Below are 14,134 nucleotides of genomic sequence, written 5' to 3' on the forward strand. Positions count from 1 at the left end.
TCGGGAACGATGCGGACACGACATGACCGAAAGCTGGATTGAACTGCGCACTTTCGGGGTAGACACGAATGTCCGCTGTGTTCCGGGTGACGATCCACCCGGTCGCCGGACGTCGTGGCACCACCACAGTCGCGTCTCTCCTGTTGCCGAGCGAAGGATCTGCACCTGATGGATGCTCTGTGGGACTTCATCGTCGGCCGCCGAAGGCAGCTCGCGATCGATTCCTATCTCCACGTCTCCGCCGTCGTCCAGTGTGTCGTCATCGCGACCATCCTGGGCGTCGCCATCGGAGTTCTCGTCTACCGCAGTCCCGCCGGCTCCGCCGTCGCCACCGCTCTCGCGAGCACGGTGCTCACCATCCCGTCGTTCGCACTGCTGGGACTGCTGATTCCCATTCTCGGTCTCGGCGTCAAGCCCACCGTCACCGCGCTGGTGCTGTACTCGCTGCTGCCGATCATCCGGAACACGGTGGTCGGACTCGACGCGGTGAATCCGGCGGTCAGCGATGCGGCACGCGGTATCGGCATGAGCCGAGCCACCGTGTTGCGTCGCATCGAGATTCCTCTCGCATGGCCGTCGATTCTCACCGGGATGCGTGTCAGCACCCAGATGGCGATGGGCATTCTCGCCATCGCCGCGTACGCCAAGGGCCCCGGCCTCGGCAATCTCCTGTTCTCCGGCCTCGCCCGCGTCGGCAGCCCCACCGCAGTTCCCCAGGCCCTCACCGGCACCGTCCTGATCGTCATCCTGGCGCTGATCCTCGACGGGATCTACGTCCTGATCGGCAAACTCACCACCTCGAGGGGTATCCGTGACTGACACGACTCGCACCACCACCGGAGCAGAGATCGTCCTCGAGGACGTGACGAAGTCCTACCCCAACCAGAAGGCCGCCGCGGTCGACCACGTGTCGCTCACCATCCCCGCGGGTGAGGTCGTCGTGTTGGTCGGACCGTCGGGCTGCGGCAAGACGACGACGATGCGGATGATCAACCGCCTCATCGAGCCCACGTCCGGTCGCATCACGATCGGCGGCAAGGACGCGCTGTCCATCGATCCGAACGAGCTGCGACGCACCATCGGCTACTCGATCCAGCAGGCCGGCCTGTTCCCGCACATGACGATCGCGCAGAACGTCGGTATGGTCCCCGGGCTCATCGGGTGGAACAAGAAGAAGATCTCCGACCGCACCGACGAGATGCTCGATCTGGTCGGACTCGATCCGGGCCAGTACCGCGAGCGCTACCCGCGCCAGCTCTCCGGTGGGCAGCAGCAGCGCGTGGGTGTGGCCCGCGCGCTGGCGGCCGATCCCCCGGTGCTGTTGATGGACGAGCCCTTCGGTGCCGTCGACCCCATCACCCGCGGTCTCCTGCAGGACGAGCTGATGCGCCTGCAGGCCGAGCTGGGCAAGACCATCGTCTTCGTGACGCACGACTTCGACGAGGCCGTCAAGCTGGGTGACCGGATCGCCGTCCTGGGCAACCAGTCCCGCATCCTGCAGTACGACACCCCCGAGGCCGTGCTGGCCAATCCCGCCGACGAGACGGTGGCCGGCTTCGTCGGCGCCGGTGCGGCCCTCAAGCAGCTCACCCTCATGCGGGTGCGCGACATCGAGCTCAGCGACGTTCCCGCCTTCGGTGAGGACGAGCCGGTCGAGACGATGAACCGGGCACTCGGCACCGATCCGGAGGCATGGGGTCTCATCCTCGACTCCCGCAAGCGGCCCATCCGGTGGACCGACCGTCGTCACCTCGCCGGCGTGGGCAGCCTCCGCGACGTCGGTGTGCCGATCGGTGAGCTCGTGTCGATCCAGTCCACGCTGCAGGACGCGCTCGAGGCACTGCTCGCCGAGGGCAACGCGACCGCGACCGTGACGGGCAAGCGCGGCGAATACGTCGGCACCGTCACCATCGAGGCGCTGATCGACACCATCAAGACCATCCGTTCGCAGCACGCGCACGACCACGACGACGTGGTCGACACCGGCGCGGCGTCCGTCTCGGGCGCGTCGTCGTGACGGCGTCGGTCGAGGCGTCCGTCGTCGACGATCCCGCCGACGCCGAGGGCGATGCGAAGTCCGCGGCCAGGGCAGCGCGCCGAGCCGAACGGGTCCGTCTGTTCGTTCAGCCCGCACTGGTTCTCGTCCTCGTGGTGGTCACGCTGGTCTACGCCCTCACGCGTGATCTCACGGCGACGCAGGCGGCGACGATCAACGTCGCCACGATCTCGCAGCGCGTTCTGGAGCACGTGCTGATCACGTTCGTCGTCACGGCGCTCGTCGTCCTGATCGCGGTGCCGCTCGGAATCATCCTCACCCGCAACGGCTATCGACGGCTCGCTCCCGTCTTCATCGGCATCGCGAACATCGGTCAGGCAGCGCCGGCGGTCGGCCTGCTGGTGCTGCTGTTCCTCGCGACCGGCAGTACCGGATTCTGGGTCGGTGTCCTGCCGATCGCGTTCTACTCGCTGCTCCCGGTGCTGCGGAACACCATGCTGGGGTTCCAACAGGTGGACGCGAGTTACATCGATGCCGCTCGCGGACAGGGTATGTCGGGTTCCGGCATCCTGTGGCGCATCGAGTTCCCGCTCGCGGTGCCGTACATCCTCGCCGGCCTGCGCACCTCTCTCGTGCTGGCTGTCGGTACCGCCACGCTGAGCTTCCTCGTCGGCGCCGGCGGCCTCGGCGTGCTGATCGACACCGGGTACAAGCTCAATCAGCCGCTCATCCTCGTCGTGGGCGCTGTGCTCGCGGTGGCGCTGGCATTGCTCGTCGACTGGTTGGGCGCTCTCGCCGAGGCCTTCCTCGGACCGAAAGGACTGCGCTGATGCGCCGTACCCTGATCGCACTGTGCGCGGTCTCCACCCTCGCCCTCACCAGCTGCGGGCTGCAGTCCGGCAGCGCGGTGCCCCTGGCCGTCGAACCCGGAAGCATCACGGCGCAGCCGGGTCTCGAGGGCGCCGAGCTCACCGTCGGCTCCAAGGACTTCACCGAGCAGATCGTCCTCGGGTACATCCTGGAGTTCGCACTCGAGGCGGCGGGTGCGGACGTCCGCGACCTCACGAACATCTCGGGATCCAACAGCACGCGCCAAGCCATGATCAGCGGCCAGGTCGATGTCGCCTACGAGTACACCGGCACCGGCTGGATCAACTACCTCGGCAACGAGACTCCCATTCCCGACGCGACCGAGCAGTACGAGGCGGTACGCGACGCGGACGAGGAGAACGGCATCGTCTGGGTCAACCCGGCGCCGATGGACAACACGTACGCACTCGCGATGAACCAGCAGACGGCGGAGGAGACCGGCGTGAAGACGCTGTCCGACTACGCCGCGCTGGTGCAACGTGATCCTGCGGCCGCAGCGGTGTGCGTGGAGACCGAGTTCAACTCCCGCCAGGACGGATTCCCCGGCATGGCGGCGGCGTACGGTTTCGACGCCGACGCGGTGAATCGCCAGATCCTGCAGACGGGCATCATCTACCAGGCGACGGCGGACGGCTCGCAGTGCAAGTTCGGCGAGGTGTTCACCACCGACGGTCGCATCAAGGGCCTCGACCTGGTGGTCGTCGAAGACGACAAGCTGTTCTTCCCGCGCTACAACGCGACGGTGAACATCCGTCAGGAGATCGCCGACCGCTACCCGGAGATCGCAGAGATCACCGCCCCCGTGTCCGCGGCACTGACCATCGACGCCATCACCGAGCTGAACAAGCAGGTCGACGTCGATGGCCGGGAACCCGCCGAGGTGGCGCGTGACTGGATGGTGCAGCAGGGCTTCGTCACCGCCGGGGCCGACTGACACCGAGGCATTCGCCCAGAACGGAAGACGACCCCGCCCGGCACATCCGGCCGAGCGGGGTCGTTCTCTGTGCAGAACCGGTACGAGTCAGGACCCGAACGCCCGCTCGACCACGGCTTTCGCCCGACGGGTGACGCGCAGGTAGTTGTCGAGGAACTCCCCCGCGTCGCCACTGGGCCAGCCGGCCACCTGCGCGACGGCCGACAGCACCTTGCCGGGAGCCGGCAACTGATCGGTCGGCTTGCCGCGCACCAGGACCAGCGCGTTGCGGGCCTTGGTGGCGGTGAGCCACGCCTGGCGCAGCAGGTCGACGTCGCCCGGGCTCATGAGCTCCGCGGCGCCGATCGCGTCCAGGCACTCCAGGGTCGAGGTGTTGTGCAGCGCCGGTATGCGGTGGGCGTGACGCAGTTGCAACAGCTGCACGGTCCACTCGACGTCGGCCAGTCCGCCGCGCCCCAGCTTGGTGTGCGTCTTCGGGTCGGCTCCCTTGGGCAGTCGCTCCGCGTCGACCCGAGCCTTGATGCGACGGATCTCGCGAACGGCGTCCTCGGAGACACCGCCCTCGGGGTACCGGATGCGGTCGGCCATGAGCAGGAACCGGATTCCCAGGTCCTGATCGCCGGCGACCTGATGGGCGCGGAGCAGCGCCTGCACCTCCCAGGGCTGCGCCCACTGCGAGTAGTACGCGTCGTAGGCCGAGAGTGTGCGCACGACAGGCCCGTTGCGCCCCTCGGGACGCAGTCCGGTGTCGACCTCGAGCGGCGGGTCCTGGCTCGGCGAACCCAGGAGCTTGCGGACGCGGTCAGCGATGGCGTTGGCCCACTTGACGGCGTCGCTGTCGTCGGCGCCCTCGGCCGGTTCACACACGAACAACACGTCGGCGTCGGACCCGTAGCCCAGTTCACCACCGCCGAGTCGGCCCATGCCGATGATGGCGATGGACGCGGGAGCAGTGCCGCCGCGCTCGGCGACGGACGCACGGACCGCCGCGTCCAGGGCGGCATTGATGACCGCTGCCCACACCGAGGACAGCGCCCGGCACACCTCCGGGACCTCGAGCAGTCCGAGGATGTCCGCCGAGGCCACCCGCGCCAGCTCGTAGCGACGCAGGGACCGCGCCGCCGCGACCGCGCGCACCGGATCGTCGTAGCGCGCCGAGGACTTGAGGATGGCGCCGTACGTCTCGGTGGGATCGACGTCGAGCAGTTTGGGGCCGGTCGATCCGTCGGCGAAGAGCCGGATGACCTCCGGCGCGTTGACCAACACACCGCGCAGGTACTCCGATGACCCGAGCACCTGCATCAGGCGCTGCGCCACCGGGCCCTCGTCACGGACCAGGCGCAGGAACCAGGACTGCTCGGCGACCTCCTCGGACAGTCGCCGGTAGGCCAGCAGGCCGGCGTCGGGATCCGGTGTGTCACCCAGCCATTCGAGCAGCGTCGGCAGCAGGAGCGACTGGATGCGACCCTTGCGCGCACCCATGCCGACTAGTGCGCTCAGGTGCCCGAGCGCGTTCTGCGGAGCCGAGTAGCCGAGCGCCGAGAGCTGCCGGATCGCGGAATCGGAACTGAGGCGCAGCGAGTCGCTGTCCAGCCGGGCCACCGATTCGAGCAGAGGACGATAGAACAGCCGAGCGTGCAACCGCCGGATCCGCTGGGCGTTGCGACGGATCTCCTGGCGCAGAACGCCGGTCGCGTCGTGGTTGCCGTCGGGACGCATATGGGCGGCGCGGGCGAGCCAGCGCATCGCCTCGTCGTCGTCGTCCGGCGGCAGGAGGTGCGTGCGCTGCAGCTTCTGCAGCTGCAGCCGGTGCTCGATGAGGCGGAGGAACTCGTAGGACGCGGTGAGGTTGGCCGCGTCGTCACGCCCGATGTAGCCACCGGTGGCGAGAGCGGACAACGCGGCGACGGTACCGCGTTCGTGGAGGGAGTCGTCGGCTCGTCCGTGCACGAGTTGCAGCAGCTGGACCGCGAACTCGACGTCACGCAGGCTGCCGCGCCCCAGCTTGATCTCGCGCTCGCGCAGCTCGGCCGGCACCATCTCCTCGACGCGGCGGCGCATCGCCTGCACCTCGGGAACGAAGTCCTCGCGCTCACTGGCCACCCACACCATCGGCGTCACCGCGTCGACGTAGGCCTGGCCCAGCTCGGCGTCACCGGTCATGGCGCGCGCCTTGAGCAACGCCTGGAACTCCCAGGTCTTCGCCCACCGCTGGTAGTACGCCAGGTGCGAGTCGAGGGTGCGGACCAGTTCGCCCTGCTTGCCCTCGGGGCGCAGTGCGGCGTCGACCTCGAAGAAGGCGGACGAGCCGATGCGCATCATCTCGCCGGCCATGCGGGTGGCGAGGGAATTGGAGGGTTCGGCGACGAAGACGACGTCGACGTCGCTCACGTAGTTCAGTTCCTGCGCACCGCACTTGCCCATCGCGATGACCGCGAGTCGGACCGAGCAGGGCCCGTCGGGGAACGTGACGGTGACGGCCACGGACAGTGCCGCGGTGAGCGCCGCGTCCGCCAGATCGGACAGCTGACGACCGACCACCTCGTAGGGAACGACGGGCTCGTTCTCCACGGTCGCCGCGAGATCGGCGGCGGCCAGGATCATGAGGTGGTCGCGGTACGCGGTGCGCAGCGCGATGATGGCCTTGGGTCCGGTCAGCTCGGCCCGGAACACCTGACCGAGGGCGTCGTCGCCCGCCTCCGCGACGGCACCGACGCTTGCGAGCATCGACTCGCGCAGCTCGTCGGCCGTGGGCAACGACTCCGTGCAGGTGGTGAGCAGGCGCCACTTGTCCGGCTCGGACACCAGGTGGTCGCCGAGAGCGCTGGACGATCCGGCGAGAGCGAACATGCGGCCGCGCAGGCTCTTGTCGGTGCGCAGGCGGGCGTCGAGCTCGGACCAGCCGTCACCGAGATCCTCGGCGAGGCGCGCGAGGGTGCGCAGCGCGAGATCGGCGTCGGGCGAGCGCGAGAGCGACCACAGCAGTTCGGTGCTGTCCTCGTCGGTCCAGCCCAGGAGCGACAGGTTCGCCGCGGCCGACGCCTCGACGAGACCGAGCCGTCCGGGGCTCGGCACGGTGGAGCGGGAACTGGGCGGAATCACGAGCGAGCCTCCACCACGGTGTACGAATCGACCGCCGGGTCGGCGTCAGCGAACGTCGGGTGGACGAACCGCGGGTCGACGAATCTCGGGACGGTGGTGCATTCCGACATGTTCATGGCGTGTCGACGTTACTCGACGGCCCCGTCCACTCGACAATCGCGCAGGCCCTACAGACCCAGGTAGGTCTTGAGCTCGAACGGCGTCACGTGCGATCGGTACGACTCCCACTCACGACGCTTGTTGCGCAGGAAGTAGTCGAAGACGTGCTCGCCGAGCGCCTCGGCCACCAGCTCCGAGCCCTCCATGGCGGCGAGCGCTTCGTTGAGGCTGCTGGGCAGCTCTCGGTAGCCCATGGCGCGGCGTTCGGCGGAGGTCAACGACCACACGTCCTCCTCGGCCTCGGGCGGAAGCGTGTATCCCTTCTCCACACCGCGCAGTCCGGCCGCGAGCAGCACGGCGAAGGTGAGGTACGGGTTGCACGCCGAGTCGGGGCTACGGATCTCGACGCGACGGGAGGACGCCTTGTTGGGCGTGTACATCGGAACGCGCACCAGCGCAGAGCGATTCGACGGTCCCCAGGATGCCGCCGTGGGGGCCTCGCCGCCGTGGATCAGACGCTTGTAGGAGTTGACCCACTGGTTGGTGACCGCGCTGATCTCGTTGGCGTGCTCGAGGATGCCCGCGATGAAGGCCTTGCCGGTCTCGGACAACTGCATGGGATCGTCCGGGTTGTGGAAGGCGTTGGTCTCGCCCTCGAACAGGCTCATGTGTGTGTGCATGGCCGATCCGGCCTGATCGCTGAACGGCTTGGGCATGAACGTCGCGCGCACGCCCTCGTCGATCGCGACCTCCTTGACGAGGTAGCGGAAGGTCATCACGTTGTCGGCCATGGACAGGGCATCGGCATAGCGGAGGTCGATCTCCTGCTGACCGGGCGCGGCCTCGTGGTGGCTGAACTCCACCGAGATGCCCATGGACTCGAGGGCATCGATGGCGTGGCGCCGGAAGTTCGGCGCCTCGTCGTGGACGGCCTGGTCGAAGTAGCCGCCGTTGTCCGCGGGGACGGGGGGCCGACCGTCGTCGGGCAGTTCCTTGCACAGGAAGAACTCGATCTCGGGATGCACGTAGCAGCTGAATCCGAGGTCCGCTGCCTTGGAGAGCTGACGACGCAGCACGTGGCGGGAGTCGGCCCAGGACGGCGACCCGTCGGGCATCGCGATGTCGCAGAACATGCGGGCGGAGTGCTGCTCGCCCTTGCTGGTGGTCCAGGGCAGGATCTGGAACGTCGTGGGGTCGGGCTTGGCCACGGTGTCGGCCTCGGAGACGCGCGAGAAGCCCTCGATCGCCGAGCCGTCGAAGCCGATGCCCTCCTCGAACGCGCCCTCGAGTTCGGCCGGGGCGATGGCCACGGACTTGAGGTAGCCGAGCACGTCCGTGAACCACAGACGAACGAACCGGATGTCGCGCTCCTCCAGAGTGCGAAGCACGAATTCCTTTTGGCGATCCATGACCGTCAGGTTAGGCACGTTGCATTAAATCCGTGTTACATCGTGAAACCGGTCGCACTTTCTGGACCTCACAGCGCGGTGCCGACGACTGTGAGGTCGCCTCTCAGCAGCGCAGACCTGCTGGTGGGGGTGTCAGGTCGACGAGGTAGGCGGACACGGCGTCGTCGATGCAGGCGATCCCCGCGAACGACGCGGTGTGCTGATTTCCCTCGTAGGTGACGAGCGACGAGCCCAGCTGCGCGGCCAGAGCGACCCCGGCCTCGTACGGGGTGGCGGGATCGTCGGTGGTCGAGACCACCACGGTCGGCGCGAGTCCCGGTATCGAGACCGGCCCCGGGTCGGCCGCCGAGGGCACCGGCCAGAAGGCGCACGGCTCGAGCGGCGCGGTGCCGTTGCCCCGGCCGTCGTCGAGGAACGGCGCGGCGGCGCGGAACCGGGCGTCGAGCGCGCCTTCCTCCGCCCGGTCGGTCACTCGCGGATCGTCCACGCACCGCACAGCGGTGAACGCGTCGTTGGTGTTGCTGTACGTGCCGTCGCTCAGGCGCCCGTTGTAGAGATCGGCGAGCGAGAGCAGGATGTCGCCCTGTCCGGTGCGCAGCTGGTTCAGACCGCGCCGCAACGGTGCCCACAGTTCGGTGCTGTAGAGCGCCTGCTGCACCCCGGTCACGGCGTCGTCGTAACTCAGCGAGCGCGTCCCCTCCGGCCCGGTGAGCTCGGTGCGCGCGGGCCGGTCCACCAACGGATCGACCAGTGCCCGGAACGAACGCACGGCTCCCGCAGGGTCGGTACCCAGCGGACAGTCGGACCGCCCCGCGCAGTCGGCCGCGAAGGCGTCGAACACCGACTGGAAGCCGGCACCCTGGGCGACCACCTCGTCTGCCGCGTTCGCCGCCGGGTCGAGAGCGCCGTCGAGCACCATCGCGCGCACGTTCTCGGGGAAGAGCTCGGCGTAGGTGTACCCCAGCCGCGTTCCGTACGAGAACCCGAGATAGGTCAGCCGGTCGTCGCCGAGCACCGACCGGACGATGTCCATGTCCCGCGCGACGTCGGCCGACGTGAGGTGTTCGAGCAACACCGGATCGTTGCGCTCGGCGCAGCGCGCGGCGTAGTCCTGGTTCTCCTTCTCGGTCTCGGCGATGCCGGCCGGCGAGGTGTCCACGTCGTTGTCCGCGCGCTCGGCGTCGAACTCCCGCGGAGTGTCGCAGCGCACCGCAGGCACCGACGCACCGATCCCCCGAGGATCGAATCCGATGACGTCGAAGGACGATTCGACGGCGGTACCCCGTGCCACGGTCGCGGTGGAGAGGCCCGACGCGCCGGGTCCGCCCGGATTGACGAGCATCGAGCCCACTTTCTCCCCCGTCGCCGCCGACCGGGACAGGGCCAGTGAGGCGGTGGGCCCGGCGGGATCGTCGTAGTCGATCGGCACGGTCACCCGCCCGCACTGCAGGCTCGGGTCCAGCTCGGACCCGTCGGTCACGAATCCCTCGCACGATCCCCACGTGACGCGCTGCGCCCGGAAGGCGTCGAGCGTCGACGGTTGATCTGCCCGCGTCTCCGTCGTCGTCACGGGCACGGACTCACCCTCGTCGTCGGTGGGGGTACCGCCGACGTCGGAGCCGCACGCCGCGGCCAGCACCGCGAGAACCGAGAGGGAGACGGCGAGACGGACGGGCACGCGACGGGAGGACACGTCTCGATGGTGGCACGGCGCCCGGTGTGACCAAGCGCACTCGTGCCGCGGGACCCCGGCGGTGGCAGACTGGATGCGTCATCACCTCTACCCGGGGACCCGCCGAGCGGGCCTCGAGGACGAAAGGGACGCTCGATGTCTGCTGCTGAGACCCCGCTGTACGGATCCGCTCCCACGGGCCGCAAGACCCGCACCCACCACCTGCAGGCGATGAAGGCCTCCGGCGACCGCTGGAGCATGCTCACCGCCTACGACTACTCGAGCGCCCGGATCTTCGAGGAGGCCGGCATCCCCGTCCTGCTCGTGGGCGACTCGGCAGCCAACGTCGTCTACGGCTACGACACCACGGTGCACATCGACATCGCGGAGCTCATCCCCCTGGTCCGCGGCGTGGTCCGCGGTGCCCCCAACGCACTCGTGGTCGCCGACCTGCCGTTCGGCACCTACGAGATCTCTCCGCAGCAGGCTGTCGAGACCGCTGTCCGCTTCATGCGCGAGGGCCAGGCCAACGCGGTCAAGCTCGAGGGCGGCGAGCGCGTCGCCCCGCAGATCGCCGCCATCACCGCCGCGGGCATCCCCGTGATGGCGCACATCGGTTTCACCCCGCAGAGCGTCAACGGACTCGGTGGTTTCCGCGTGCAGGGCCGCGGCGATGCGTCCGAGCAGCTCGTGGCCGATGCCATCGCCGTCCAGGAGGCCGGCGCCTTCGCCGTCGTCATGGAGATGGTGCCCGCCGATCTGGCCGGCCAGGTGACACGCAAGCTGACGATCCCCACCGTCGGCATCGGTGCCGGTCCGGAGTGCGACGCCCAGGTTCTCGTCTGGCAGGACATGGCCGGTTTCACCAGCGGTCGCACCGCCAAGTTCGTCAAGCGTTTCGGCGACGTCGGCGACCAGCTGCGCGCCGCGGCGTCGACCTACGCCGCCGAGGTGCGGTCGGGGGCCTTCCCCGCGCAGGAGCACAGCTTCTAGGACTGCGACCCCTGGCGAGCGACGCGGGCGAGCCGGTCGGGGAGGCACCCGGGTGGCACACTCGGGGCCATGATGATGCGACATGGACTCGCCGCGGCGGGTGTTCTGGCGGTAGCGACCGTGACCCTGACGTCGTGCGCGGGTGGGACGGACACCACCACTGCGTCGACGACGACGGCCGCTCCCACGACGACGACGACGGCGGCTCCGGCCACCCCGACGGTGTCCGAGGATCAGGCGCAGTCACTGTGCACCGACCTCGAGGCACAGTTGTCGAACTGGCGCGTGCAGGGCCCGACCGTGGGCCGCGGCGGACTGAACATCCTGGTGCAGACGTGGGCGGCTCGTTACGGACTGAACGCGGCGGTGATCCAGAACCGCGGGATCGTCGACACGGCCGCGACCGACGCGTGCTCCGACGTCCGGAGCCAGGTCGTCGACATCCTCGAGATTCCCGACCTCGCGTCGGGCCTCGTGGGGCTGTGACGATGGCGGCGCGCCGGTCCCTCTACCCCGAACTAGACCCGCACGACTCGGGGATGCTCGACGTCGGCGACGGGCAGCACCTCCACTTCGAGGTCAGCGGCAACCCCGACGGCACCCCCGTGGTGTTCGTGCACGGCGGACCGGGTGGCGGCACGGGTCCCGATCAACGTCGCTACTTCGACCCCGAGGCCTACCGGATCGTGCTGTTCGACCAGCGCGGATGCGGTCGGTCCACGCCGCACGTCGCCGACGGAGCCGATCTCTCCGTCAACACCACCGGACACTCCATCGCCGACATGGAGGTCCTGCGCGAGCATCTCGGCATCGACACGTGGTCGGTGTTCGGCGGGTCGTGGGGATCGACGTTGTCGCTCGCGTACGCCCAGGCGCACCCGCACCGCGTCACGTCGCTGGTGCTGCGCGGCATCTTCCTGCTGCGTGAGTCGGAGATCGACTGGTACTACCGCGGCGGCGCGGGCCACCTCTTCCCCGAACTGTGGGAGAAGTTCCTCGCCCCGATCCCGGCGGCGGAGCGCGACGGCGACCCGGTGGAGGTCTACCACCGACTCCTTCACTCGTCGGACCCGGAGACCGCGCTGAACGCGGCGGTCGCCTGGTCCACGTGGGAGGGCGCCACCAGCACCCTGCTCCCGAAACCGGAACGCGTGGAGCAGAACTCCGAGGCGCGGTTCGCACTCGCGTTCTCGCGCATCGAGAATCACTACTTCGTCAACCAGGGGTTCCTGGAACAGAATCAGTTGCTGGCGAACATGGACTCCATCGCCCACATCCCCGGTGTCATCGTGCAGGGCCGTTACGACGTGGTGTGCCCGGCCACGAGCGCCTGGGATCTGCATCGATCCTGGCCGTCGTCGACACTTCACATCGTCGACGACGCCGGGCACTCCGCCGCCGAACCGGGAATCATCCATCACCTCGTCGAGGCGACGGACTCCTTCCGCCGCTGACGAACCGGCCGTTCACCTGCAGGTGGTAAAGATGTCACCATGAGTTCAGGTGGTGCGGATGCGCACACGGAGATCGAGGCCAAGTTCGACGTCGGCATGGACACGCCGGTTCCCGAACTCACGGGCGCGAAGTCGATCGTGTCCGCGTCCGCGCCGGAGCTGACGCACCCGGTCTCCACGTACTTCGACACCCCGGATCTCGATCTGGCACGGCGCCGCATCACGGTGCGTCGACGGACCGGAAGCTCCGACGCGGGGTGGCACATCAAGATGCCCGTCTCGTCCGACGAGCGTCTCGAGCTGCGTAGCCCGCTGTCCGCGGGCGGCAACACTGCTCGCGTGCCGGCCGAGGTAGCCGATCGCGTGACGGCGCACGTGCGAGGCAAACCGCTCGTGCCCGTCGCGAGCATCGAGACCCGCCGCATCGTCACCGTCGTGGCCACGAAGCGGCACCAGACCGCCGCGGAATTGTGCGACGACACCGTCACCGCCCGGAACATGTTGGACGACACCACTGTTCGCTGGCGCGAATGGGAGGTGGAGTTACTCGACGGCGACCGCCGGACCCTGGAGAAGGTGAGCACCTACCTGCTCTCCCACGGCGCCGACCCCGGTTCCTCACCCTCGAAGCTCGCACGGGCGCTCGGATCCCGCCTGGCGGATCTCCGGACCGGCGATGCCACGCCCGACGGCACCGCCGGGTCCGCGCTGCTCGCCGCCCTGGCCACGGACGTGTCCGCTCTGCTCGCGGCGGATCCGCGCGTGCGGGAGAACGCCGACGACGCGGTGCACGCCATGCGCGTCGCCACGCGGCGACTGCGCAGCGTGCTGCGGTCCTACCGCGACCTGCTGGACCGACCGTCCGTCGACGCGGTCCGCGGCGAACTATCGTGGCTCGCAGACATTCTCGGCACCGCTCGCGACGCCGAGGTGCTGGCGGCCCGCTACGACGCGTCGCTCTCGGCGCTGCCGTCCGACGCGGTGCGCGGTCCCGTGGTCGAGACCCTCGTCGGCACCCAGCGACGGCTGTACACGCTCGCGCACGAGGAGATCGTGCGGGAGTTGAGCGGCGAGCGCTACTTCGCCCTGCTCGACGCACTCGACGCCCTTCTGGCAGCACCCACCGTCGGTCCGTCGGACGGCCGCGCGGACAAGGTCTTTCGGAAGGTGCTGCGTGGCCAGTACCGGAAGATCGCCCGAGCCGAGGCCCACGCCGCCGCGCTCACCGGCGACGAGCGAGCCGAGGCTCTGCACGACGTACGCAAGAACGCCAAGAAGCTGCGCTACGCGGCCGAGGCAGCGGCCGGCGCGCTCTCGGGAGGAGCAGTACGCACGACGGCCGCCGACGTCGCGAAGGCCGCGAAGAAGGTGCAGTCCGTCCTCGGCGACGTCCAGGACAGTGCGGTGTCGCGCGCCACGATCCTGGCCGAAGCCGCCTCCGCGACCGAGCGGGGCGAGGACACCTTCACCTTCGGTGTTCTGTACGCGAACGAGGGACACGACAGCGCGGACGCGCTGGAACCGCTCCCCCGCGCGTGGGCGAAGCTGCGGCGCCGCGCAGCCTCCCTCGGCTGACCGGCCTCCGGCCTACCCGACCATCGACGA

Annotated in this window: 11 protein-coding genes; 8 read left to right on the forward strand and 3 right to left on the reverse strand. The window is 69.1% G+C overall.

The genetic code is table 11. The features are described 5' to 3' along the window. Positions 1-168 precede the first annotated feature (168 nt). Genes JOE30_RS17365 through JOE30_RS17380 form a run of 4 tightly spaced genes read left to right on the forward strand, consistent with a single transcriptional unit; the run spans position 169 to position 3,800 of the window. Positions 169-819, forward strand: a complete 651-nt coding sequence (locus tag JOE30_RS17365) for an ABC transporter permease (protein WP_027505793.1) — start codon at positions 169-171, stop codon at positions 817-819. Further along, positions 812-2,017 (forward strand): ABC transporter ATP-binding protein, encoded by a 1,206-nt coding sequence (locus JOE30_RS17370; RefSeq protein WP_204868188.1) that lies wholly within the window; start codon positions 812-814, stop codon positions 2,015-2,017. The genes JOE30_RS17365 and JOE30_RS17370 overlap by 8 nt, the downstream gene beginning before the upstream one ends. Then, entirely contained in the window at positions 2,014-2,826 is an 813-nt protein-coding gene (locus JOE30_RS17375; RefSeq protein ID WP_204868190.1) for an ABC transporter permease, read from the forward strand. Before JOE30_RS17370 ends, JOE30_RS17375 begins: the two co-directional genes overlap by 4 nt. After that, entirely contained in the window at positions 2,826-3,800 is a 975-nt protein-coding gene (locus JOE30_RS17380; protein WP_204868192.1) for a glycine betaine ABC transporter substrate-binding protein, read from the forward strand. Before JOE30_RS17375 ends, JOE30_RS17380 begins: the two co-directional genes overlap by 1 nt. A gap of 87 nt (positions 3,801-3,887) precedes the next feature. Here the strand turns inward: JOE30_RS17380 and JOE30_RS17385 are convergent, their stop codons facing one another. The 3 genes from JOE30_RS17385 to JOE30_RS17395 form a co-directional block, all read right to left on the reverse strand. Continuing rightward, the gene (locus JOE30_RS17385; protein ID WP_204868195.1) at positions 3,888-6,902 is read right to left on the reverse strand and encodes a bifunctional [glutamine synthetase] adenylyltransferase/[glutamine synthetase]-adenylyl-L-tyrosine phosphorylase; all 3,015 of its coding nucleotides are present in this window, start codon (positions 6,900-6,902) and stop codon (positions 3,888-3,890) included. 167 nt (positions 6,903-7,069) lie between these two features. Continuing rightward, on the reverse strand, positions 7,070-8,410 hold the full coding sequence (glnA, locus tag JOE30_RS17390) for a type I glutamate--ammonia ligase (protein ID WP_027505789.1): 1,341 nt from the start codon (positions 8,408-8,410) through the stop codon (positions 7,070-7,072). Between the two features lie 103 nt (positions 8,411-8,513). After that, complete coding sequence (locus JOE30_RS17395; RefSeq protein WP_307806223.1) at positions 8,514-10,103, reverse strand: alpha/beta hydrolase; 1,590 nt, start codon at positions 10,101-10,103, stop codon at positions 8,514-8,516. Between the two features lie 135 nt (positions 10,104-10,238). On the opposite strand from JOE30_RS17395, the gene panB reads away from it, so the two are divergent. The 4 genes from panB to JOE30_RS17415 all read left to right on the forward strand — a co-directional run bounded on the left by panB (position 10,239) and on the right by JOE30_RS17415 (position 14,104). Then, positions 10,239-11,075, forward strand: a complete 837-nt coding sequence (gene panB / locus JOE30_RS17400; RefSeq protein ID WP_027505787.1) for a 3-methyl-2-oxobutanoate hydroxymethyltransferase — start codon at positions 10,239-10,241, stop codon at positions 11,073-11,075. Positions 11,076-11,144: 69 nt separating this feature from the next. Beyond that, a complete protein-coding gene (locus JOE30_RS17405; protein WP_307806224.1) occupies positions 11,145-11,561 on the forward strand; it encodes a hypothetical protein in 417 nt (138 codons plus the stop codon). A gap of 2 nt (positions 11,562-11,563) precedes the next feature. Further along, positions 11,564-12,529 (forward strand): prolyl aminopeptidase, encoded by a 966-nt coding sequence (gene pip / locus JOE30_RS17410; RefSeq protein ID WP_204868197.1) that lies wholly within the window; start codon positions 11,564-11,566, stop codon positions 12,527-12,529. A 39-nt stretch (positions 12,530-12,568) separates the two neighbouring features. Next, on the forward strand, positions 12,569-14,104 hold the full coding sequence (locus tag JOE30_RS17415) for a CYTH and CHAD domain-containing protein (protein ID WP_204868200.1): 1,536 nt from the start codon (positions 12,569-12,571) through the stop codon (positions 14,102-14,104). The last annotated feature ends 30 nt before the right edge of the window (positions 14,105-14,134 follow it).

The sequence above is a fragment of the Rhodococcus sp. PvP016 genome (assembly GCF_017832185.1).
Classification (GTDB): Bacteria; Actinomycetota; Actinomycetes; order Mycobacteriales; family Mycobacteriaceae; genus Rhodococcoides.